Genomic DNA, 23,148 nt, shown 5'->3' on the forward strand with positions numbered 1-23,148 from the left:
GATTGTGCAATTGCTACATAAAAAAATTCTAACAACATTAGCACTTGTTTTAACCCTTGCTGCCTGTTCTTCAACTGATGAAGAAAATGAAGAGCTAGCTATTGCAGAGTTAACAGAAATTAACCAACAATTTGAGCCGCAGGTTGTGTGGTCTGAAAGTGTTGGTGACGGTGTTGAAGATTACTTTTCTCGTTTGAAGCCAGCGGTTGCATACGACAAAGTATTCTCTGCAAGCCGCGAAGGTGACATTATCGCCTTTGATGAGAAAACAGGTGATAAGGTATGGCAAATCGATTTACGTATTCCATACAGCGGTAATGCTATTTTCTTTGGTTCTGATGAATCAGCATTACTTAGTGGTGGCCCAGTAACGGGTGGTCGTAAAGTGTTTGTTGGTAGTGAAAACGGTGATGTTTTTGCGCTTGATGAAGCCTCTGGTGAAATCCTTTGGCAAACTAAAGTGAAGGGTGAAGTGTTAGCGGCGCCAACATTCGAAAGCAACGTTGTATTGGTTAATACCGTATCAGGTGTATTGACAGCACTTGATGCACAAAACGGCGAAGAGCTTTGGAAAGTTGAGCAAGACGTTCCACCATTAACATTGCGCGGTATCAGTGCACCAGCAGCTGCTTCAGGTGGTGTGTTAATTGGTACGCCTTCTGGTGAACTAACAGTTTATATTTTAGAGAACGGCCAACAAGGTTGGTCAGTTAACTTAGGTGAACCGACTGGCTCTACTGAATTAGACCGCGTTGTTGACGTTGATGCTAAGCCATTAATTATTGGCGAAACAGTTTATGCTGTTTCTTCACGTGGTAATTTATCATCGTTGGAATTACGCACGGGTCGCGTACTTTGGCAACGTCAATACTCATCGTTCCGCCAAATCAACATCGCGCGTAACAATATTTACATCACGGATGTTAAAGGCCATGTTTATGCGATTGATCGTTTAAACGGGTTAGAGCGTTGGAGTAATGCTTCGTTAACCAACCGAAACGTGACAGGCCCTGCTGTTCAGGGTAAATACGTTGTTGTTGGTGACTTCGAAGGTTACCTTCACTGGTTAGATGTTGATACTGGTGATATCGTCTCGCGCACAGAAGTGGACTCAAGTGGCATTTATGCAACACCAACTGTTGCCAATGACATCTTGTATGTTCAATCACGTGATGGTGATTTAAAGGCAATTACCCTGCCTTAAACATTGCTGTAAAACACACAGTTACAGCATAAGCGCTAAAATGCGCTAAAGTTATTAACGGCTCCATGGTAAAACATTGGAGCCGTTGTGTTTTTTTTGATTATCCCATTTTGAGGGGTAATAAAGAGTTTTTTGAGGTTTACATGCTTCCTGTAGTCGCCCTAGTTGGCAGACCAAACGTTGGTAAATCAACACTGTTTAATCGTTTAACTCGCTCGCGTGATGCATTGGTTGCCGATTATCCAGGACTTACGCGTGACCGCCAATATGGTCAAGCACAAGTTGAAGATCATCCATTTATTGTTATCGATACTGGTGGTATCCATGGTGATGAAGAGGGTATTGATGCGTTAATGGCGGAACAGTCGTTAATGGCTGTTGAAGAAGCTGATGCCGTACTATTTTTAGTCGATGCACGTGCTGGCTTAACTGCGGCTGACCAAGCGATTGCTGAGTACCTACGTAAGCAAAACAAGCGTGTATTTCTTGTCGCCAATAAGGTTGATGGTATCGATGCTGACTCAGCCGTTGCTGAGTTTTATTCGCTCGCACTAGGCGAAACAGTCCATCAAATCGCTGCTGCTCATGGCCGCGGTGTTACGCAATTATTAACCTTAGCACTTGAACCACATATTGCGGTTCTAGCTGAAGAAAAAGCGGCTGAGGCTGCTGCTCAAGAGAACGATGAAGCGTTTGATGGTGAGATTTTTGACGAAGATGGTGAACATTCACCACTGCAAGACGACAAAATTAAGCTCGCTATTATTGGTAAACCAAATGTTGGTAAATCAACACTGACAAACCGAATTTTGGGTGAAGAGCGTGTTGTTGTTTATGACATGCCAGGCACAACGCGTGACTCAGTCTACATCCCGATGGAACGCAACGGTCGTGAATACACATTAATTGATACTGCGGGTATCCGTCGTCGTAAAAACGTTAATGACGTTGTTGAAAAATACTCAGTGATTAAGACCTTACGTGCGATTGAAGATGCAAACGTGTGTTTGTTAATTATCGACGCTCGTGAAGGGATTACAGATCAAGACTTAAGCTTACTAGGCTTTATCTTAGAAGCTGGCCGATCATTAGTGCTTGCGGTTAACAAGTGGGATGGTATCGACGATTCTGTAAAAGATCGCATTAAGTCAGAGCTTGATCGTCGTTTAGGCTTTATCGATTTTGCTCGTATTCATTTTATTTCGGCACTTCATGGCACCGGTGTTGGTCATTTGTATGAGTCAGTTGAAGAAGCATTTGTTTCCGCGACTAAGCGTATTTCAACGTCAATGGTTACTAAGATATTAGACTTAGCTGTTTTTGATCACCAACCGCCGATGCACAATGGTCGTCGCATTAAGCTAAAATATGCCCATGCTGGTGGTTATAACCCGCCAATCATTGTTATCCATGGTAACCAGGCGCGCCACTTACCGCCTTCTTACAAGCGCTATTTGATGAACTACTACCGTAAGTCATTAAAGATTATGGGTACACCAATTAAGATTGAATTTAGGGAAACATCAAACCCGTTTGCCGGTAAGAAGAAGTTAAGTTATACCGAGCAAAAGAAGAAAGCACGCGCTACTCAAGGGTATAAAAAGCCAGAATAACGTCAAAAATAGTAGCCATAGCATTGATTTTGTTATGGCTTTTGGCTAGTGTAAATCTTTAGTTAATAGGTAAGTTTTCGTAGGAATTATGGCTAGCCAAGTTGATGTAGATACCAATGAAAGACTGTATCGCAATGTTGGATTACTTCAACCCGGTGCTACAGTCACCATAGACGTGAGCACGCCAGCTGGTAAACGTGGAAAATTTAGAACCACCTTTATTGGTTACTTACCAAAACGCTATGTCCTTATCCAAATGCCGGACAAAGCAAAATTAGGCAACTTCGCACAATATATTTATCCAGATACAACGTTAACAGTTCGCGGCCTAATTGAAGGGCACGAGGGCGCCGTGGTTGCTTTTGTTGGCGTGGTGATTCAAACCCTTCAAATTCCTTCTCGCATTATTGTTTTAGACTTCCCAACGCGTGTGTCATTACAAACACTGCGTAGTGCCATGCGTATCGATACCGATATCGCAATCAAGATCGGCGTAGATAAGGAGTTTTGGCAAGCCAAAATGCTCGATTTATCGATAAATGGTTGTCAGATCTCGGTGCCAAATGCCGAAACCTTATTGTTGGCCAATGATAAGCCAGTTTCGATTACCATTGAGAATGTGTCGGGCGTGGCTGATGTTAAGCTAACTGGGCAAATTTGTAATGTAAAACAGCAAATTAACGACGTATCTCTTGGAGTTAAGTTTAAAAGCGAGGATAAAGAAAAAGTCGCTAAACTACTCAAAGAAACGGTTACGCTAGAGACTGAAACCTAATTGTTTATTTGCTATTTGGTTTTATGTCAGTGATTGTCGCATTAATCATTCCGTCATTCACCTGAATAGAGAGTCCATCACTCACGTTTACTTGCTCTATAGTGCGTACTATTTTATCGCTATTATCTCTTGTCACACTGTAACCACGCGCTATTGTTGCCAACGGGCTAATTAAATGAAGCTGTTCAATAACATGGCTAAATTCTGCTTTACGAGAATCGAGCTGGTTTTTGGTTGTGTTAACTAATCGAGAGTGCAAACTTAGCTGCAACTCTTGCCACTGTTTAACTTGCTTCATTGGGTTTACTTGATTAAGTCTGTGACTTAAACGTTCAACTTGATTAACGGTTATCGTTTTTTGTTGTTCAATAACACGCAATAATCGATGATTTAGCTCATCGACTTGTTGTTGTTTCAATTGAAGCTTTTGCACAGGGTGACATTGTTGATGACGGTGACTTAAATGATTGAGCTTTTCCTGCCAACGAATAATGTTGGTTTGCAAACGCGTCCTTAGCTGTTGAACAAGTTGTTGTTGCTGCGCCATCATTTGAGCCAGCTCACCCGACACCAGTTCTGCTGCGGCTGATGGGGTTGGTGCACGTGTATCAGCAACAAAGTCGCTTAACGTGGTATCAATTTCATGACCTACCGCGCTAATAACAGGAAGTTGTGATGCGGCAATAGCACGGACAACGTTTTCTTCGTTGAAACACCATAAGTCTTCGAGCGAGCCGCCACCACGACCTACAATTAATACGTCACATTCCATACGTTGATTGGCACGCATAATACTGTGGGCGATTTGTGCTGACGCTTGTTCACCCTGCACCAAACATGGATAGATAATCACGTTCAGTAGTGGGTTTCGGCGTGAGACTACCGCTAAAATATCTTGAATAGCAGCGCCAGTAGGTGAGGTAACAATACCTACCGTTGTTATATTTTCTGGCAATGGTTGTTTGCGGGCTAAATCAAACAACCCTTCTTGGCTTAGCTGTGCTTTTAGTTGCTCGTATTGTTGGCGTAAAAGGCCATCGCCTGCGTCTTCCATTTGCTCAATGATCAATTGAAAGTCGCCACGCGGCTCATACAACGAAACTTTAGCCCTGACTAATACTTGTTGACCATTTCTTGGTTGGATACGGACACGTCGGTTGTTGCCGCGAAACATGGCACAACGCACTTGGGATTTTTGATCTTTTAGTGATAAATACCAATGACCCGAGCTTGCGGCGATGAAATTTGATATTTCACCAGTTAGCCAAACCGTATTTAGCTCGGATTCCAGCATAAAACGTACTTTTTGTGTTAGCTGACTGACTTGTAAAACGTGCGGATTGCTCATAAAACTATGTTTCTTTTTGGTTTTTACACTTTTCTTAGCAATAGTATAAATTTTTTAAAGAATTAAGTTTACCTATTTTAATAAAACGGTTAAAATTCTGCCGCAATATTAAATCCACTTCCTTCTACCTTGGTGAGATATTGCGATGCTACGAATTGCCCAAGAAGCACTAACATTTGATGATGTTCTATTAGTACCTGCCCATTCTACGGTACTGCCTCATACTGCCGACTTAACTACCAAACTTACGCGTGACATTACGTTAAACGTACCTATGGTTTCTGCGTCTATGGACACAGTAACTGAAGCTCGTTTAGCAATAACACTTGCGCAAGAAGGTGGTATTGGTTTTATTCACAAAAACATGACCATTGCTGAACAAGCTAAAAATGTTCAGCAAGTGAAAAAGTACGAGAGTGGTGTTGTTTCACACCCTGTAACTGTTTCTCCTGATGTTTCAATTGAAACGGTTATGCGATTAGCAGACGATTTAGGCTTCTCTGGCTTCCCAGTAGTAGACGCTGATAACAACTTAGTTGGTATTATCACAGGCCGTGACTTACGCTTTGAAACTGACTTAGCAAAAACTGTGTCTGAATTAATGACACCAAAAGCGAAGTTAATCACGGTAAAAGCAGGCGCTCAACGTGAAGACATTCTTAGCTTAATGCATGAGCACCGCATTGAGAAAATTTTAGTAGTTGATGATGCATTCAAGCTTGAAGGTATGATCACAGTAAAAGATTACAAAAAAGCCGAAAGCAAGCCAAATGCATGTAAGGACGAGTTTGGTCGTTTACGTGTAGGTGCTGCTGTTGGTGTTGGCGCAGGTACTGACGAGCGTATCGACGCATTAGTAGAAGCTGGCGTTGACGTGTTATTAATCGATACATCACACGGTCACTCACAAGGTGTTATTGACCGTGTTGCCGAAACACGTAACAAGTACCCTGATTTACAAATCATTGCTGGTAATGTGGCAACAGGTGGCGGTGCTAAAGCATTAGCAGACGCAGGTGTTGACGCGGTTAAGGTAGGTATTGGCCCAGGTTCAATTTGTACAACACGTATCGTAACAGGTGTTGGTGTACCACAGTTAACTGCTATTTCTGATGCAGTTGAAGCATTAAAAGGTACAGGTATTCCAGTTATTGCTGACGGTGGTATTCGATTCTCAGGTGACATCGCTAAAGCATTAGTTGCTGGTGCTCACTGTGTAATGGTGGGTTCAATGTTCGCTGGTACTGAAGAGTCACCAGGTGAAGTTGAGCTATACCAAGGTCGTTACTACAAGTCATACCGTGGTATGGGCTCATTAGGTGCGATGGCACAAAAAGAAGGTTCTTCTGACCGTTACTTCCAAAAAACAGATGGTGAAGCTGACAAGTTAGTACCAGAAGGTATTGAAGGTCGTGTTGCTTATAAAGGTCCTGTGGCTGCAATTATCCATCAACAAATGGGCGGTTTACGTTCATCAATGGGCTTAACGGGTAGTGCAACAATTGAAGATATGCGCACTAAACCTCAGTTTATGAAGATCACGGCTGCAGGTATGGGTGAGTCTCACGTACATGATGTAACCATCACGAAAGAAGCACCTAACTACCGCATGGGTTAGTTCTTCGTGAGTAAGTGATTTAGCTGCGTTAGAAGTACTCATTTGGCGAGCCAAACTCCGTGCTTCTGCCTTGCTAAATCGCTTATCACTGTGAACTATCTCCATACTAGCCGATAGTTTGTATAAAAATTCTTAAAAGGTTGGTCGATAAGACCAGCCTTCACTTTAAAATTTATAGGGTTTGATATGACCAAAGATATCCATGATTCACGAGTCCTCATCTTAGACTTCGGTTCTCAATACACTCAATTAATTGCGCGTCGCGTACGTGAAATTGGTGTTTACTGTGAGCTTTGGGCGTGGGACGTTACTGAAGAGCAAATTAAAGAGTTTAACCCAACAGGTATCATCTTAGCGGGTGGCCCAGAGAGTGTAACTGAAGCCGATTCACCACGTGCACCAGAATACGTATTTAATGCAGGTGTCCCTGTATTAGGTATTTGTTACGGCATGCAAACAATGGCTGAGCAACTTGGCGGTGGCGTACAATCTTCAGAGCATAAAGAATTTGGTTATGCTGGTGTTGAAATCATCAAGCAATCTTCATTATTCAAGAACATTGAAGATTCAATTGGTGCAAACGGCAACGCTGTTTTAGACGTGTGGATGAGCCACGGTGACAAAGTATCTGCAATCCCTGCTGGTTTTGAAACAATCGCTCAAACGCCAAGCTGTGCACACGCTGCAATGGCGAATGAAGAGAAAAATTTTTACGGCGTTCAGTTCCACCCAGAAGTAACGCACACAAAACAAGGTATGCGTATTTTAGAGCACTTTGTTGTTGATATTTGTCAGTGTGAAAAGCTTTGGACAGCAAGCTCAATTATCGAGGATGCCGTTGAAAAAATGAAAGCTCAAGTTGGTGACGACGAAGTTATTCTTGGCTTATCAGGTGGTGTTGATTCATCAGTTGTTGCGATGCTATTACACCGTGCAATTGGCGACAAACTAACCTGTGTATTCGTTGACAATGGTCTACTTCGTTTGAACGAAGGTCAGCAAGTAATGGATATGTTTGGTGATCACTTTGGTTTAAACATTGTACACGTAAATGCTGAGCAACGTTTCTTAGACCGTTTGGCAGGTGTTGATGATCCAGAAGCAAAACGCAAGATCATTGGTAACGTATTCGTTGAAGTATTCGACGAAGAAGCCGGCAAACGTTCAAATGCTAAGTGGTTAGCACAAGGTACAATTTACCCTGACGTTATTGAATCTGCTGCCTCTAAAACAGGTAAAGCACACGTGATTAAGTCTCACCACAATGTTGGTGGCTTACCAGAAGATATGGAATTAGGCTTAGTTGAGCCACTACGTGAATTGTTTAAAGATGAAGTACGTAAAATTGGTTTAGAGTTAGGTTTACCTTACGACATGCTTTACCGTCACCCATTCCCTGGTCCAGGTTTAGGTGTACGTGTATTAGGTGAAGTGAAGAAAGAATACTGTGACTTACTTCGTCGCGCAGACGCTATCTTCATTGAAGAGTTACACAAGCATGACTTATACAACAAAGTAAGCCAAGCGTTCACTGTGTTCTTACCAGTACGCTCTGTAGGTGTAATGGGCGACGGTCGTAAGTACGACTGGGTTGTAAGTTTACGTGCAGTTGAAACGATTGACTTCATGACCGCTCACTGGGCACACTTACCATACGATTTCTTGGGCTTAGTATCTAACCGCATTATTAATGAAATCGACGGTATTTCACGCGTGGTTTACGACGTTTCAGGCAAGCCACCAGCAACGATTGAATGGGAATAAAAAAGCGTTAATACGTTAAGTTATTTCATTGAAAATGCGCTCAATTGAGCGCATTTTTTGTTTTTGGGCGGCGTAAAATAAACACCGAGAAAGTGAAGGGAGTAGCCGCTAAAGTTAGATAAACGATTCAATAATGCCAATCGCATGAGCAACAAAAATAATTGCACCACAAATTAACAGCCCAGTGCCCGCAGATGTTGGGTTACTTGATGCAGAATTACCGCTCGAGCTCTTGTTATCGCGAAGTTGTTTCCCTTTAATCATCATACCCACCGCAATGATCATGAGGACCCCGTTGATTAGCAATGAGGAGGTTAATTCTGGTGACACGTTTTTTCCTTGATGCTCTTTGATGTTCTAATTGTCGCTTGTATTAAAAGAAACTGCGGTTAACAACTATGACTTCTTAGTGTTAATCAACGGTTCATGCTCGTACAGTTTAATGAGCGCATCTATGCGTTTATGGATACGGTTTATAGAACCAAAATCTGATCGTACGACACTAAAAGCAATTAGCAGTAATAAAAATTTACTATCGAGTAAAAAAGAGCCTTCTTCAACGAAAAAACTGATTAATCCAATAACAGCCATCGAAAGTATGACATCCACGTATTGGGTATAACGCCATGGCTTTAATGACTCAAGTTCGGCCATTATTTTCGTGCGTCGTTCTTCATCATATTCCGCTAGTTTTCTTTCTGCTTGTGTTTCACTCATAGTTTGATATTTCCCTTTGTTTTAACTCAGCCTTTCCTTGTTTATGGGCAATTACATACCCCACAAAATATAGTAAACCAACAGCACTCAGAAACACGATCGAAGCCGTATTTAGGTTAAGGTTGCCAAAAATGATTAGGTCATTTAACAGTAAGGCAAAACAAACCATCATCCCTGCAACAAAACCAGATTTTTTGTGTTTTAGGTTCATCAGTTACTTCCTATTATTATCTTTCTCGTTATTTATCCGCTTTTTGGCTTTTCTAATGAATCGAATTGTTAGTCTGCTTTAAGGATCTTATTCGTTTTTGACATACGCAGTGGCTTAATCAAGTTATCCCAAATAACGAGTGCGCCAATCACTACGTACAAACTTTTTTTCACCAAGAAGATCCCAACCTCTCCATTGGTTGGCCAGTAAAATAAAAGATCTATTACCCCTGTAATAAACAATACTAAACCTAAAGCGGTCCAAAATTTATTAATCTTCATTGTATTTTCCTGAGTAATCCATTTTCTTTTGAGGTTATCTTCGCATTTGGTTTTCAGGTAAGTCTCTAATAACGAGAAAGTAATATACGAAATAGCCGAGCCACGAAATAAAAAAAGACATGAGGAACCACACAAGCTTATGTGTACCTGAGGCTTTTCTTGATGCTAAAGCGAGGATCCAGGGTAAAATCGACAGCGCCAAAATGACGAGCGGTGTAAGAAAGATTTCCATTTCAAATAATTCCTTAAAGTAATACGTAATACAGTGCCTCTCTAGAGGCTAATACCTTGCTCTTAATTGTTTTATTGTCAAAACAAAGTAAGTTTTATCATATGGGGCGTTTACTAAGTTGCCCCCACGATTGATAGAGTCCAAGCGCATACAATAACCCAATCGCTAAACATATACTTGAACTTACATACCAAAAGTTTTGGCTATTCTCTGGGAACATGGGCATAAGCCAAGGGAACGAGATACCTCGCAGTATAAATATCGATGAAATTAACATAAGCGCTAAACGACTAAAAGGGAGGCGCCTAATCACTTGCGCACCGGAAAGGCCATATAAGGACCAACTCGCCAGCACAACAACGATAAACGAGGTTACAATCGTTGGGTACCAAAGTCCTTGCTCCGCCATCACAGCCATTTGTTCACCTGCACCAAAAAAACGATACCAGCTAGCGCCAAAAATAATACAGCCGATATGCGCAAATGCTGCGAGTGCGACAAAAAATGAACCTAAGATGAATGGTTTGTTTAAACCAGTAAGCATGATTAATCCTTTTATGCTTCAAATTATCTGTACTTTTTTTGCGTAATGCGCACTATTAATATCAAGCTAAAAAGTGGCTAAACTCATCCTTGTTATTTGTGCATGATCCCGTATTTAAGAAAACGTTTGGCTAATAAAGTTAGCCATATTCTCTTTTTGGTATTCTTCCATCGACGCGTAAAAAGCTAATCCGCCAATTATGAGGAATGCGGCAGTATAAGAGATGATTTTTTTAGTTTTTACTTTCATAAAACTTCCATTGTTTGAGGGTTGTAATTGATGAACTTTTAATTAGTTTTATCTTGAGAGCTCAGTAACACAAAAATCAGGGCGATGAGTGCTGGTAAGCCTTGAGTGAATATTATGCTGGTTTTCGCGGTAATACCACCAAATATACCCGCAACGATAACACAGCCTAAGAAGAAAACTTTGATATCGAGTCGACCTTTGAGCAAGCCCCAGAATAATCCTGCGGCAAGAAACCCATTATAAAGCCCTTGGTTCATTGCTAACACCGCTGAGGATTCCGCCACTTCAGGTGTCATTGAGAATATTTTTTGCCCAACAGGGTGATTCCAGAAAAACATCTCTAAAATCAAAATGCCAACATGGCTTAATGCTACCCATAATGTGAAAATATTCGCTAATAACTTCATGTACTTATACTCTTTTTATTTCGTATGAGGTTTTTATAGTGGTTATTATTACTACTTAGCACGTAAAGGTACAAGGTTTAATAAAAACAATGCAACCGCCAATCCTAAAATTGGCAGCGAAGGGCTGATAGTTGAATCTGTTGATACGTTAGCAAAAAGAGCAAACAACAAACAAAATAGAGGAATGAGCGGTATCAACATCACATAATAAGGGACTGAAAGATCCACCGCGCAACTCGCACACTTTTTCGTATTAAAAGGAGAAAGTGTTAGCTTGTCTGAGTAATGCATCGCTTTTTTTTGACAAACGGGGCAATTCAATTTGCTCATAGTCATCCTTGTTATACTCCTGTAAAGCTAAAAGAGTTAGCTGTTACTACTCGGCTTAAACATGATTTGTGCATAGATATAGGTGATACCATTATCCATGCGAGAAACGTTAACTGGTTTACTCCCTTCATTAGGGAACTTGATATTCTTAAACGAATAAAAACCTCGATAAATTTGAAACCATATACCAGCCTCATTTTCGATACCCATCACATCACAGGTCAGTTGTTTGCAAGATACATTTAATAGATCAAAACTAGGCGAGAGCTCGTGTTGTGCAATGTATGCTCTAATATCTTGTTCCATTAAGTATGCCCAGTCGGCATCTACGGCATGGTCTTGTTGTAAAGGCATATCGTTTAACATTTGATTGTTACGACTAATTGATGACTTCATGCTTGATGATATCGATGATGGCATATTGCTATCGATCATTTGGTTTAGCTTTTCTTTATGTTCAATAGACCACTGTTGTAATTCTTGTACCGCATAGGAGTCCTCTGTCAATAGTTCCTCACCGCTATTTTGATTTTGAGGGCTGATGGCTAGGTCTGTTGATTGCGCCTTTGCGGATTGGCTTTCATTCGACATTTTCTCTACAGAAGAGGGGGCTTTGTTCGCGTGAGCTAATTGATTGTTAGCGCTTTCACTTACGGTTGTTTGAGCCTTCTTATGGTTCTCCGACTGCTCCGTCGTGCCATGTTGGCTACTGTCCAGCGAAGTAGCGTTTACAATAGGGTAGAGTTGATACCCTGCTGCTGCGCCGAATAATGCAATAAGTAAAAGCTTTACGAAATTGTTCATTTATCTTCCTTGATGGTGATGTGTTAATTGAATTCTATGTTATTGTTTTTAAATTAATTTGTTTCTGTATTTTTATGTCGATAGTTGTTCAGTTTTTAATGAATTGAATCTATCATTTAGTATTGTATAGGCTAATGTCAGAGCGACGCCATCGGCAAAAATACCTATTTGTAATATTGCCATTTCTACAGGTGTGTACGCGTTTAACCCGCCTGATAATGTCATTAAAAAGCCAATAGGAACTAAAAACGTATAAACGGTGCGAGCTCGACGGCTAAACCCAAGTGTAAAAAGTGGAGCGGCTAGCCAAAGAACAGAAACGATTTTACCTAGAAAATCAGGTGTTTTATCGCCATATCCGTGCCAATTCATTGCTTCACTTATATCGGGCGTGTAACTACCTGTTAGAAAAAAGAAATAAGCAGACGTTAACACGCTCGTTAATATCGCAAGTGTAAATATTTTGTCCTTATTCATCACGTTGAATCCTTTCGTTGTAAATACAGAATCCTTGTTAAGCGGCAAATCGAGCGCAAACTTGCGCAACTCGTTGACCTAAATAAGTTGCCGTAATTAAGTCTGTTTCATTGAGTTTGCCGTCAGGAGAGTGAGCTATCAGTCCAGACTGAGCACCTAATCGGTTTCTCTGTTCAGGATCACAATTTCCTGGAATATCTACACCTGTCCACAACATACCATGTTGGTTCGCGAAAATTTGTAAGTATTGGATGGTATTTAATTGATCACCGCTAAAATTTGAACCGATAGTAAATCCTGCTGCCACTTTGTTTGCCCATGATTGTTGCTCCCAAAGTTCTCCTGTTGCATCAGCGAATGCTTTAAATTGAGCCGAAACACAGCCCATATAGGTAGGTGAGCCAAATATTACAGCATTCACACTCGACAAAGATTCTAAAATAGACTCATTGCGAAAGCGGCCTTCAATAATGTCTTCGCCTTTGATTTCTATTAGCAGCGCTTCGGTATCTTTTTGGCTCTCAACACCTGATTTTATCGCTTGTGCAAGAGAGTTCGTGGTCCCTGTTACGGAGTGAAAAATAATCGCGACTTTTAACACTGAAATTCCTTAATATATAACGCCTCCTAAGGAGGCTGAACAATGCTTGGTTAAACTTTTGTATTTAGGTCAAGCGAAACTGAGCAATGAGCAAAGCAATACCAAACTTAACTTACTTGGCTAAGTTGGTTCTTGGTTCTGTTTTAATAACGAGTGCAATAGCAGTAAATACATGAAATAGCAGCCCAAGGATAAACCAGAGCAATGCATTCCTTCCGGTCGACTTAGCCCACCATGCACAGAAAAAAGCCAATAAGAATAAAGCAGAGGCATGGTTCTGTATTGTGCCTTGTAAACTCCTAACAGCTGAGCTGTTGCGATCGACTTGTTCTTCAATGATATTCAGCCTGTTTTCAACAACATTTACCTTGCGCTCTGTAATCGACTCGTTGGTTTGAGACTCATTACTAGCAAATGCATTGAGACTAAAACACGCTAATATAATTAAAATAAATTTCATTATTCTTGTCTTCCTTGAAAAACTAGCACCTTCAAAAGGTGGGGAAAAACTTCGTTAAACTTGTAAAATTAAGCGAATAATCACTAAGGATTCTGCGCTTACTCGTTTTAATGGTTAGGTTTTAAAGGGTAAAAAGGTTTAGTCAGTTTCGACTTAAACTTGTCATCTTCTTTATATCTCAATACAGTGCCTCCCCATACCGTATTAGGATTATCGTTCACTTGCTTAATCAACATATTAATGTGAGGGAAGGTGATTACTTGAATCGCTTCATCGATGGGCAACCATTTGATCTCGTCAATATTATCTGGCGTTTTGAGCGCTCCTCCATTGACTGTTACGTTAAAGAATGAGCGGTTTGATATCGAATTATTCTGTTTGTTTTGTAAAACAAATACACCACGTAAATCGGGTTGGCTGACAGTAAGCCCATATTCGGCGGCTAACTTATGTAAGTTCTCATTGGTGAGCGCTTGGTTTTCACTATAGAGCCCAGGGGTAACCCAGAAGTTGGTATTCTTGATTTTAACGACCATTAGTTGGTTGTCGCTATTGAAAATCAATAGGCGATGAAACTCAGAAACCTTATTGTTTTCCTGTGCCAATAAAGGGAAGGCTAGAAAAGCGACTATGAGTAATAATATTCGATTCATTAAAACCACCTGATGTTAATTCCCAGATAAGGAGCTCATAAATACTTGGCCATTGTTTGTTGCAAACGGAACTGAGCCAAGCATTAGCAGTTCCGTGCTATATTCGCTTTTAGGTATTTATTTCAAGAAAATCGACTTCACTGAAATTACTTTTAAAACTAAAGGCTTGAGGAGTATCGCCATTTTTTCTTAAGTATTCTAGTTTTTCTATCGCTTCGTCGATTGAGGGAATGTGTCCAACAGGAACCCACCATAAAACATAACTATCTTCAGGGATATTATGAAACCATTCCTTTTTACGGCGAAGAAAATCTCGATGATGGGTTCTAAACATGAAGTTTTTCAGTGCATCAACGGAGTCCCACACCGACATATTGACAATAATATTGGGATCATCGAACGCTTGAATATTGGTAGCATCACCACTTTCATCTTTTAACCGCCAAATAAAACCATCGCTAGACTCTGCCAACTGATTGATAGGATCTAAATTATCGATAAATTCTTTAATTTCAGGTGCGTCTAATGAGTATTTGGCTTTCGCTATATTTAACTGTGCTAAATGCATTGAATCCTCCTTGATGCTCTATGCTTTATTGGTTTGTTACCGTGCTATCCACGTATTAATGTGCGCCGCGAGTTCTTGTGGCTTTTCAAGTGGCAGCATATGGCCTGAACCCGGCGTACGAATAAGTAATAAGTTCGGGTTTGAATCTGCTAGCTCATTAAGCCACTGCGCGTTAACCATATTGTCATGCTCACTGTAATATATGTGAGTATCAAATGAAAACTGCTTTAAAGCTAAGGATAGGTCGGGTCTTTGCGAGGTATATCGATATTGACTGAAAAACTCGCTTTCACCAAGCTCACTCTCCATTGTTAAAATACAATTGATCAGGTCGTCATTTTGATTGGCATCATCCAAAAAGTTTGCGACCCGCTTGCGACTCATCCCCTTATAGCCATAAGTTTCCACGTATTTTAGGGTGTCATTTCGTTGATTAAGCTCATCATCTGGCAAACGGGTAGGGCTATTGGAAATAATGAAAAGTTTTTCAATGCGCTCAGGGTGTAACATCGCAAAGTAGGTTGCAATGTAGCCTCCCAGTGAAAAGCCAGCTAGGCTTACCTTCTCATTGCCAAACATTGTATTGTAATGCTCGACGAGCTCATCAAAGGTTTTGTTTTGCGGGATGGTTAAATAAACCAATTCAATATCGTGATGCAAATAAGGTAACAATTCCCGCCATAGCTTTTCGTTACACATGGTTCCTGGGATTAAATACAACTTTTTACGCACGACATGTCCTTGCTCTAGCACTACTGCTGTTAATGGGTTTGTTATATTTCTTTGCTGTTTAATCTAAAATAAGCGTTTAATTCTTTATGTGATTGATAAACGCCTGAAAAACGCTTTTGCTCTTTTGCTAACAGGCTAAAGTCTTGCTTAATAAACCCAATATCTCGAGCATAACCACTCTTCACTTTACCGTATTTCAATAGAATATAAACTACCCCTCGTTGAGGTTCGTCGCTAGTATTTTGAAGCTCAAAACTATAGTGACATTCACCCTGTTCACATGCAAAGTGTGAAGAGGCAATTTTCACACCCTGTTCAGGTTGAAATAATGTAAGCCCCATCGCTGCGATAATTAGAATCGCGGTTAGGGTAATAAATATTCGAATGAAAATATTAAGCTCCCGAAAAATACAACGCCCTGTTAGCGGTGTTAGTGAGCAAAACGATGTACGACAAATTAAAACATCGTGTTGTTGTTTTTAGCTGTCTTCGGAACAGGTTGATTCACTCCCCAATGCTCTACAATTCTTCCATCTTGTATTCGGAATATATGAACACCGGCTGCACCAAGTGATTCTGGAGTGCGCTTCACATGTAGATGAATCCATACCAAGTCGCCATCGGCCGCAGTTCGCTTTATCGACATTGAAAGCTTCGGATACTTTTTGTATCTGTTTTCAAAGATGCTAAACAGCGCTTCTCGACCATCCTCAATATTAGGCGCATGCTCAGTAAAGTTTTCGCTGTAGCACTCATTTCGCAAAATATTTATCCGCTCCGATATCGCTAAGTCAGGCCTATTTTCAAGAATTTCCATGCAATAAACAGCCAGTTTGCGATTAGATTCTTCTAGGTCGGTGCTTTTATTTTCTTTTGCAAAAGATTTACTCATTGAGAGAAATGCAAAAATTACCGCGATTAAGATCTTGAACGTTGTATTCATAAAATCCCTTTAATTTTGTCGTATTTGAATAAACACATTTACGTGAATAACCACGTATGTAAAAGACGCCCTGGCATCATGGCAAAGAAGCCCGCAACGAGCATACCACCAACATACAAGGCAACCATACTATTCCTGTGTCTTTTAATATTGCCTTGCTTGGCTGAAAAGTAGGCTACAGGAACGGCGTATAGGGTTAACACGCTGAGAATGTGAATGTAGCCAAAATGATCGAGCAGTTTTGAGCCCACTTGAGCTTCCATAAACAAGGAGATGACTGCCGTTATCAACATCAACACCATGTAGACTTTACCAAGCATTTTGTGTTGCGCAGTGCCTTTTCTTTTCATTAGTAGGTAAGTGCCAATAACAAATGCGGGAACAACAGTTCCAAGGTGCAAGTAGGCAAGGTCTAGGTAATTCATATTGTTCTTTTATTTATTGTTTTCTGTGAATAGGGGGACGCAAATTAACTTAAGACCTTAATTTGATCGACTGATGTCACTCTAATATGCGTTTGGAAATAGTATTTATCAGTTCTTTTGCCATTTGAAATAAAATAAATAGTCACGCGTTTCGCTTTACCGGTAACTTCTATTGTCTTATCAATAAAATACTCGTCAGGAGAAGTACCATACCTGCTGGTAAAAGCTTTGATGACGTTAGGGTGAATGGCCACTGAAATATTTCTTCTATCCCTGTAATCATGCTCGGTGTTTAAATAAATAACACCTTGCTGTCTCCCCGCGCCTTTTATTGATAACTCAAAAGTACCTTTTACACTACTCGGCGCTTGTTCTTCCGTTTGCGCAATTAAATTCATTACAGGGGTTATACCCAAGTCTGCAGCTTCTTTCGGCGTTGAGCTACAGCCACTAAGGACTAGAATTGAGATTAAAACTAAATATTTCAAGTTGTTACCTTCCTACTAGGTTTGTTGCTAGCGATATAAACGGTTGATTCTACTTGGCTAAACTATTCAGTAAAGTGGGACTGAGCCAAGCGTTAGAAGTTCCATACTTAATTGGCTTATTATAAAGAGCTTTCCACTTTGTAATCAGCTACTAAACCAACATTTTCTATAGGGCTTGGTAAAACATCATCGGCCGTATTTATTATCCCATCCCTCCCATAAGAGCGAATATGGTATGAGTTTTCGTCAATAACCTTATAGTAATAGAGCTTCATTTCATCCGCATTAACTTGAGTAGCGTCGTTCAAAAATACCATTGAATTTTCAGGAAGTGACTTCTGCAAAGCTTCCAGGGATTCTGGGTAGCTACCGTTTTGAACTTTATAAAACTCGATAGCTTGAACAGCACTTGTCAGTTGAGTTTTAGCCATTGAAGCTCGAAGTTCATCGTAAACACCGTCTTCTTGGACAAAACCAAAGTAACCAATGGAGCCGTACAAAATCACAGTAAAGAGAATACCAGCCGTTCCTACATATTTGAGCTTTGAGTGTTTAGCTTTAAAACCCCATAAGATTGCAATGATCCCAAACAAAACGCCGATCAACGGGATAAAAGACATTCCTCCAATTACATAAGCTAAACATCCAGCTGAATCTTTCGGTTGTGCAATTGTTCGGTTGTTTTCTAGTATCTGTTCAGTAATCAGCCTATTCACTTCATTAAAGCGAGCAGGGTAAGCATCTCTGTCTATGTTATCGCGAACATCAATAAGTTCATCAAGGGAGTATTTTGAGTAATCGATATTGGGATCCATGCCGGAATTTCTCCTATATTTTACAACGCCCTGTTAGCGGGCAAAACAATGTTGGCTAAACCATGAAGTTGAGCGGAACTGAGCCAAGCGTTAGCAGTTCCACCCTTAATTGGTTGATGATGTTACACCTGTGCCAAAATTAGCGAAAAAGCACTGAGCCAAAGTAGCTTTACCCAATACGATATACGCTGATAATACCCTGTTAATTTTTGTTTTCTAACGGCTTTAGCCATTTTTACTAAATAATAAATCGCTAAAACAACGGTGATGATTGACGCTATGCGAAACCAAAAAGGAATATAAACAGAGCTGGCACTAAAGGCTATTACCAGTGGTGCAATTAAAAGTGATAACAGCATAACAAAGCCAGTCCAAGAGTGTATTTTACAGTTTAGTGTAGGTGATTTTGTGTAGGGATCTTTATCCATTGGGAAATAGCCTGCAATCCAAGTACCTATTCCATGTATGATGATTAAGACACCAGCAATCGTTATTGATAACGTTGAGTTATCAAGTTGAATTAAAGCCCAGCCAAATAAGCAAAAAATAAAACCGAGTGGGTAGTTATTAATCACAGGTGAAATTTTTTCAGTGGGACTTCCCGTTGCGCCTAATTCACTGCAAAATTGATTTGCATGATCGTAATTAGGGTAAAGTTTACCTGCGACATAAACGCCTAAAGAAATCCAAATTGTTGCAATTAATCCCGATAACGTTGCAATACTCTCTAACAACACCGTATTCCTTGTGTTAACTAACGCCCCAATAAGAGGCTGATAAATGCTTGGTTAAACTGCCTAGTGAAGCGAAACTGAGCCAAGCGTCAGCAGTCCTCGAGTTAATAGCTAATTAGATAAAATTACTCAGGCTCTGCTGGCTTCAACTGCATTGTCAAAATAACCAATAGCGCTGCCCAAATACCGACTACACCTTTACCACTAAAACCAAGCGCTATCACTAAAGGTTTTAAAATAAACAAATGAGCGATAAATACGGGGACAATTAAAATAGCAATTAACTTTATGTTTGGTAAGACTTTAATGTGTTTTTCGCAATGAGGGCAAATTTTAGTTTTGCCAAATTTATTTAACGTTTTCGAGAACAATCCTATTTTATGCGCGCAATGCGGACATTTCATTGTCTTTCCTTAGTTGTTTAGTATTTGGTTAACGGGCGGAACACTTGTTATGGCACTACTAATGATTTGGGTCCGCTGCAGTCGCCTTTGTGATTATTGGTGACAACAAAAAGTAGACAAGTAAAGCAAGCCAGCTAAAAAATATGGCCGTAAAAACCCATAACAATTTTTCATTGCCCTCAGTACGACATGACTTGTTTATATGAATAGCGGGATACAGCCAGGCAGCTAAAAGTACTGGCAATACAATAAAAAATATAACGATGGGTGTGAGTAGTATGTCCATATTTAATCTCAGTTGAAACTTGTAACGCCAATAATGGGCTTTTTATGCTTGGCTAAAACTGTGTAACTGAGCCAAGCCTTAGCAGTCCCACTTTAGTTACTTGTTAGGTGTTCATATCCAATCATGTGCTAGTGCCATTAACGAAATAAAAACAGCAAGCAAATTTGCACCTATTGTAACGATATGAATTAAATGAACAATTCTTTTTACCTTGAAAGCTTTAAGTGAATAGATAACCGAAAGTAAAGATAAAACAAAAAATGCGTAAATAGGATAATACCAATAAGCTTCCGGATCGAATTTTGTATATTCACACGCTATGATGGCATAGGAAAAGCCGATAAAAGCTAATAAACCATGAGCTGATTGTGCAATAGGTTTAGAGTTAGCATAATAGATAGTCGGCACTACGAGGTAAAAAATTAATACTCAAACCTGCCTAATAACTCATGACTTCCCTGAGCACCTAACGTTTTGCTAAGAGGAAAATAATGGTTGGCTATAATCGCAAAGCGATGGTCAAATGTTATTTTTCTTTTTGATCAACTCGTTACACGACTATTGAATTAAAGCCATAGATTCAACCATTGGCCTTCCATTTGTGCAGCTGGCAGATTTTTTATCGTACCCTACCTCAACATTTGATTTAGTAGATTTTGCTGTAAGAAGCATAGAATAATATCTCTGTTTTAATTCTGGATCTAAACTGGGGTTTATCGCAAAAAAGTTATCTGTACAACCATGATCTGTGGGCATTCTAGAAAAACCAAAATAAATATTGTCAGAATTATATATTTTTACCCAAGTAACAGTCCCACTTACATTCCCTGTATACGCTGCAAGAGCATTAGTTGAGAGCAAAAATAAAGCAGATAGACTAAATGTTTTTTTCATAGTGGAACCCATATAGTGAAATAAAATAAAGGCGTATAACGTCTCAATAAGAGGTTATAAATGCTTAGCTAAACTTGTGTAGCGAAGCGGAACTGAGCTAAGCTATAGCAGTCTCGCTCTTAATTGGCTTGTTATGTTTTTAAAATCGTGTTTCCTGCAAAGCAATCAAGCTTGCTTCGCAGTCATTTGTATTAGACGTAATGCGAACTTTTTTACCCGACATATATGCTGCCATTGCAACACTTAGAAATCGATCAACAAACTCTTTATCATGAGCATTATATGTAACTTTCGCCACTCTTAAACAGCTTTGATTTTCAAAGGTCACATCATTTCCAAAATAGACACGAATAGATTTATCCGTACCCAAATCATAAACCTTAACAGCTATTAAAGTTCCTAAACCAATATCTGTCGCTGCATATGAAAAATTACAGAAAAAACTTACTAAAAAAAATATGATGACTTTTAATTTCATTACTAATCCAAAAATATAACGCCCCAATAAGAGGCTGATAATGCTTGGCTAAAATTGTGTAGCGGAGCAGAACTGCGCCAAACTTTATCAGTCCCGAACCTAAATGGCTTTGTTATATGTAATTACCACTAATTGCTCTCATGGCTTTTACATTCTTCTGGTTAAGTTTTTCATAATTTTTGTTCTTTGAAAACTTTGGGCCAATCCACCCGTCTTCGTGAGTAAAAGCCATTGTCCACGCCAAATTCTTTGGGAAAACATGGAAATCTTGAAGCTGCGTATTATTTGGTTTTTCATGGATTATGTATAAGACTTTTTCGTCTTGTCCAAAACTGTCTTCCATTAATATATATGTCGGTGCTTCATGTTTTTCATATTGTTCAATTGCCTTTTTGTTTTCCAGCTCACTATTCATTTCATCCCATACATATGATTTGTGGCGAGATATGCCTTTAAAAGAAGTTCTAGATGGGCAAAAAGTTGCGAGCCAATTGTGAGCGATACAAAGAGCACTCTCTCCACTCACAATTTCAAAGTCATCAATATTTAAGGATTCTGGCAGACTTTCTCGTTTCATATTTACGTATAACGCCTCAATAAGGGGGCTTATAATGCTTGGCTAAACTGTGTAGCGAAGCGGAACTGAGCCAAGCTTTAACAGTCCCGTAACTTTTTTAGCTTTTTAGCTTTTTAGGTATACGGTACCACTTTATAAACAATTTTATTAACTTTATGAAACTCGTTAATTTCACTGACCGCTTTTTCCGCAAAGTACAAAACGTAGTCGCCAGTTATATCTTCATTGGAACAAAAAGCATAATCTAAATCGAAATGCTCGCATAATACGTCTTCAATGTAATCTCTATGTTCATAATCAATGAGTTCAATATAAGGTCCCCATTCGGGATGACTTTTGACACTTATTGGTGACAAGATGTATCGAAACTCTTCGAGCATGATTGTATACCTAACGCCCCAATAAGGGGCTGACTATGCTTAGCTATTCTTGTGTAGCGAGGCGGAACCGAGCTAAGCTTTTACAATCCCGCGCTTTAATCGCCTGTTAAAGCGATTTTTCTCGATATTTTTCTATAGTCATTAGAAATTCATTGGGTGAATCTACGCCCAAATATATGAGCTTACCCGAATTAAGTTTGATCTCAATATTTGGATTACCAGCCAAATTGAATCTATTAACATTATCTGAACGACGTATGAATGTAGAATTAGGCTGAACGTGAGCAATTTCACTAAAAGCAATCTTTAATGGATTCCAAACGCCATACCTCACTACAATGCTGTCCTGAAGAATTGAAATAGGCCTAATGGCAATCGCTTTATACTCGGCAATAAAAAATACTAAACCAAGAAGAGTTAAAGCTGTTGTGAAATTAGCCGCAAACGGTGACCATAAAAAATGTAAAAGCAAATGCATTACGGGGAGTTCAAATAAAATAATTAAAATAAAGCCTAATTGATTGCTTTGAGCACCATCTTTTTTATGGCAGCTAAAATGATTATCTCCTGTAAAATTTTGTGACCTTATCTTTTTAGAAAATAACGCGTATGTCCAAACTCGCGCTTCAAAAGTGAGTAAAGAGCTAATAGCACCTTTACCTACAATTTTCTCAATTGGTTTTGATATAGCCAAATCTGGATCTTGCTCTTGAGTAAGAGAAGCTTTGATAGCAAAAAATACGGTCAAAATAGTGGTGATTTCTAAAACGATAAACGCAGCTATAGCAAGGTAGCGCAAAGATTCAAGGTAAGGCCATACAATCTTTGAACTTTCAGGGATTACAAAGCTACCCAGCAAAATAATTAAACAACTATAGGCAACAGCTTTGATAGCGGCTTCTTTTTTATCTTTAACAAACCAAAAACATAAAATAGGCAAGACAACTAAACCGTCGACTAGCAAAAGCCACTCTGGTTTTTCTCCGCCATATCCATTAAGAATATTTGAGCTTTGATAATAAAAAGCCCAGAAAACAGAAATGACTGCAAGAAATATAAACGGGATATTCTTTTTAGTTAACGGTTGCACCGATACTCCTTATCGTTTTAACGCCTCAATAAGAGGCTGGCAATGC

At 39.6% G+C, this 23,148-nt stretch carries 34 protein-coding genes; 5 read left to right on the forward strand and 29 right to left on the reverse strand.

Translation table 11 applies throughout. The features are described from left to right. Positions 1–4 precede the first annotated feature (4 nt). From bamB to QQK05_RS03675, 3 genes are all read left to right on the forward strand, one after another. Entirely contained in the window at positions 5–1,204 is a 1,200-nt protein-coding gene (gene bamB / locus QQK05_RS03665) for an outer membrane protein assembly factor BamB (RefSeq protein WP_284296075.1), read from the forward strand. A gap of 143 nt (positions 1,205–1,347) precedes the next feature. Then, positions 1,348–2,817, forward strand: coding sequence for a ribosome biogenesis GTPase Der (gene der, locus QQK05_RS03670; protein ID WP_284296076.1), 1,470 nt, complete (start codon positions 1,348–1,350; stop codon positions 2,815–2,817). Positions 2,818–2,905: 88 nt separating this feature from the next. Then, positions 2,906–3,592, forward strand: a complete 687-nt coding sequence (locus tag QQK05_RS03675; RefSeq protein WP_284296077.1) for a PilZ domain-containing protein — start codon at positions 2,906–2,908, stop codon at positions 3,590–3,592. A gap of 4 nt (positions 3,593–3,596) precedes the next feature. On the opposite strand, the gene xseA is transcribed toward QQK05_RS03675, so the two are convergent. Continuing rightward, positions 3,597–4,940 carry an exodeoxyribonuclease VII large subunit gene (xseA, locus tag QQK05_RS03680; RefSeq protein ID WP_284296078.1) on the reverse strand — a complete coding sequence of 448 codons (1,344 nt, stop codon included), beginning with the start codon at positions 4,938–4,940 and terminating at the stop codon, positions 3,597–3,599. Between the two features lie 145 nt (positions 4,941–5,085). Between xseA and guaB the strand changes: the two genes are divergently transcribed. After that, positions 5,086–6,558, forward strand: a complete 1,473-nt coding sequence (gene guaB / locus QQK05_RS03685; RefSeq protein ID WP_284296079.1) for an IMP dehydrogenase — start codon at positions 5,086–5,088, stop codon at positions 6,556–6,558. A gap of 186 nt (positions 6,559–6,744) precedes the next feature. Further along, positions 6,745–8,322, forward strand: a complete 1,578-nt coding sequence (guaA, locus tag QQK05_RS03690) for a glutamine-hydrolyzing GMP synthase (protein WP_284296080.1) — start codon at positions 6,745–6,747, stop codon at positions 8,320–8,322. A 114-nt stretch (positions 8,323–8,436) separates the two neighbouring features. On the opposite strand, the gene QQK05_RS03695 is transcribed toward guaA, so the two are convergent. From QQK05_RS03695 to QQK05_RS03825, 28 genes are all read right to left on the reverse strand, one after another. Continuing rightward, positions 8,437–8,652: a hypothetical protein gene (locus QQK05_RS03695; RefSeq protein WP_284296081.1), complete on the reverse strand. Its 216-nt coding sequence runs from the start codon at positions 8,650–8,652 to the stop codon at positions 8,437–8,439. A gap of 66 nt (positions 8,653–8,718) precedes the next feature. Next, positions 8,719–9,039, reverse strand: coding sequence for a hypothetical protein (locus QQK05_RS03700; RefSeq protein ID WP_284296082.1), 321 nt, complete (start codon positions 9,037–9,039; stop codon positions 8,719–8,721). After that, a complete protein-coding gene (locus tag QQK05_RS03705) occupies positions 9,032–9,250 on the reverse strand; it encodes a hypothetical protein (RefSeq protein WP_284296083.1) in 219 nt (72 codons plus the stop codon). Before QQK05_RS03705 ends, QQK05_RS03700 begins: the two co-directional genes overlap by 8 nt. 68 nt (positions 9,251–9,318) lie before the next feature. Next, complete coding sequence (locus tag QQK05_RS03710) at positions 9,319–9,531, reverse strand: hypothetical protein (protein WP_284296084.1); 213 nt, start codon at positions 9,529–9,531, stop codon at positions 9,319–9,321. Positions 9,532–9,860: 329 nt separating this feature from the next. Further along, on the reverse strand, positions 9,861–10,307 hold the full coding sequence (locus QQK05_RS03715; protein WP_284296085.1) for a hypothetical protein: 447 nt from the start codon (positions 10,305–10,307) through the stop codon (positions 9,861–9,863). A 114-nt stretch (positions 10,308–10,421) separates the two neighbouring features. Next, positions 10,422–10,556: a hypothetical protein gene (locus QQK05_RS03720; RefSeq protein WP_284296086.1), complete on the reverse strand. Its 135-nt coding sequence runs from the start codon at positions 10,554–10,556 to the stop codon at positions 10,422–10,424. A gap of 38 nt (positions 10,557–10,594) precedes the next feature. After that, entirely contained in the window at positions 10,595–10,963 is a 369-nt protein-coding gene (locus QQK05_RS03725) for a DUF1304 domain-containing protein (protein ID WP_284296087.1), read from the reverse strand. 51 nt (positions 10,964–11,014) lie between these two features. Then, positions 11,015–11,293: a hypothetical protein gene (locus tag QQK05_RS03730; RefSeq protein ID WP_284296088.1), complete on the reverse strand. Its 279-nt coding sequence runs from the start codon at positions 11,291–11,293 to the stop codon at positions 11,015–11,017. 36 nt (positions 11,294–11,329) lie between these two features. Beyond that, a complete protein-coding gene (locus tag QQK05_RS03735) occupies positions 11,330–12,097 on the reverse strand; it encodes a hypothetical protein (RefSeq protein WP_284296089.1) in 768 nt (255 codons plus the stop codon). A gap of 72 nt (positions 12,098–12,169) precedes the next feature. Beyond that, positions 12,170–12,577, reverse strand: a complete 408-nt coding sequence (locus QQK05_RS03740) for a hypothetical protein (protein WP_284296090.1) — start codon at positions 12,575–12,577, stop codon at positions 12,170–12,172. Between the two features lie 34 nt (positions 12,578–12,611). After that, entirely contained in the window at positions 12,612–13,175 is a 564-nt protein-coding gene (locus QQK05_RS03745) for a flavodoxin family protein (RefSeq protein ID WP_284296091.1), read from the reverse strand. Positions 13,176–13,287: 112 nt separating this feature from the next. Next, complete coding sequence (locus QQK05_RS03750; protein WP_284296092.1) at positions 13,288–13,635, reverse strand: hypothetical protein; 348 nt, start codon at positions 13,633–13,635, stop codon at positions 13,288–13,290. Positions 13,636–13,742: 107 nt separating this feature from the next. Beyond that, positions 13,743–14,288, reverse strand: a complete 546-nt coding sequence (locus QQK05_RS03755; RefSeq protein WP_284296093.1) for an NUDIX hydrolase — start codon at positions 14,286–14,288, stop codon at positions 13,743–13,745. A gap of 109 nt (positions 14,289–14,397) precedes the next feature. Next, on the reverse strand, positions 14,398–14,856 hold the full coding sequence (locus QQK05_RS03760; protein WP_284296094.1) for a DUF3291 domain-containing protein: 459 nt from the start codon (positions 14,854–14,856) through the stop codon (positions 14,398–14,400). A gap of 36 nt (positions 14,857–14,892) precedes the next feature. Beyond that, positions 14,893–15,588, reverse strand: coding sequence for an alpha/beta fold hydrolase (locus QQK05_RS03765; protein WP_284296095.1), 696 nt, complete (start codon positions 15,586–15,588; stop codon positions 14,893–14,895). A gap of 41 nt (positions 15,589–15,629) precedes the next feature. Then, positions 15,630–15,929 carry a hypothetical protein gene (locus tag QQK05_RS03770; RefSeq protein ID WP_284296096.1) on the reverse strand — a complete coding sequence of 100 codons (300 nt, stop codon included), beginning with the start codon at positions 15,927–15,929 and terminating at the stop codon, positions 15,630–15,632. Positions 15,930–16,045: 116 nt separating this feature from the next. Further along, a complete protein-coding gene (locus tag QQK05_RS03775; RefSeq protein ID WP_284296097.1) occupies positions 16,046–16,531 on the reverse strand; it encodes a nuclear transport factor 2 family protein in 486 nt (161 codons plus the stop codon). Between the two features lie 38 nt (positions 16,532–16,569). Beyond that, on the reverse strand, positions 16,570–16,956 hold the full coding sequence (locus tag QQK05_RS03780) for a DUF2306 domain-containing protein (RefSeq protein ID WP_284296099.1): 387 nt from the start codon (positions 16,954–16,956) through the stop codon (positions 16,570–16,572). Between the two features lie 44 nt (positions 16,957–17,000). Further along, the gene (locus tag QQK05_RS03785) at positions 17,001–17,444 is read right to left on the reverse strand and encodes a hypothetical protein (protein ID WP_284296100.1); all 444 of its coding nucleotides are present in this window, start codon (positions 17,442–17,444) and stop codon (positions 17,001–17,003) included. Between the two features lie 119 nt (positions 17,445–17,563). Then, the gene (locus QQK05_RS03790) at positions 17,564–18,259 is read right to left on the reverse strand and encodes a type II secretion system protein GspG (protein ID WP_284296101.1); all 696 of its coding nucleotides are present in this window, start codon (positions 18,257–18,259) and stop codon (positions 17,564–17,566) included. Between the two features lie 122 nt (positions 18,260–18,381). Next, positions 18,382–18,993, reverse strand: coding sequence for a DUF998 domain-containing protein (locus tag QQK05_RS03795; protein WP_284296438.1), 612 nt, complete (start codon positions 18,991–18,993; stop codon positions 18,382–18,384). Between the two features lie 125 nt (positions 18,994–19,118). Next, a complete protein-coding gene (locus tag QQK05_RS03800; protein ID WP_284296103.1) occupies positions 19,119–19,397 on the reverse strand; it encodes a hypothetical protein in 279 nt (92 codons plus the stop codon). 58 nt (positions 19,398–19,455) lie between these two features. Further along, positions 19,456–19,683: a PLDc N-terminal domain-containing protein gene (locus QQK05_RS18680; RefSeq protein WP_407704847.1), complete on the reverse strand. Its 228-nt coding sequence runs from the start codon at positions 19,681–19,683 to the stop codon at positions 19,456–19,458. A gap of 558 nt (positions 19,684–20,241) precedes the next feature. Beyond that, positions 20,242–20,577, reverse strand: a complete 336-nt coding sequence (locus tag QQK05_RS03805) for a hypothetical protein (protein ID WP_284296104.1) — start codon at positions 20,575–20,577, stop codon at positions 20,242–20,244. A gap of 139 nt (positions 20,578–20,716) precedes the next feature. Then, positions 20,717–21,055: a hypothetical protein gene (locus QQK05_RS03810; RefSeq protein ID WP_284296105.1), complete on the reverse strand. Its 339-nt coding sequence runs from the start codon at positions 21,053–21,055 to the stop codon at positions 20,717–20,719. A 112-nt stretch (positions 21,056–21,167) separates the two neighbouring features. Further along, positions 21,168–21,632, reverse strand: a complete 465-nt coding sequence (locus QQK05_RS03815) for a hypothetical protein (RefSeq protein WP_284296107.1) — start codon at positions 21,630–21,632, stop codon at positions 21,168–21,170. Positions 21,633–21,745: 113 nt separating this feature from the next. Further along, a complete protein-coding gene (locus QQK05_RS03820; RefSeq protein WP_284296108.1) occupies positions 21,746–22,012 on the reverse strand; it encodes a hypothetical protein in 267 nt (88 codons plus the stop codon). 106 nt (positions 22,013–22,118) lie between these two features. Next, positions 22,119–23,102: a hypothetical protein gene (locus QQK05_RS03825; protein ID WP_284296109.1), complete on the reverse strand. Its 984-nt coding sequence runs from the start codon at positions 23,100–23,102 to the stop codon at positions 22,119–22,121. Positions 23,103–23,148 lie beyond the last annotated feature (46 nt).

Source organism: Thalassotalea loyana (assembly GCF_030161435.1).
Lineage (GTDB): Bacteria > Pseudomonadota > Gammaproteobacteria > Enterobacterales > Alteromonadaceae > Thalassotalea_G > Thalassotalea_G loyana.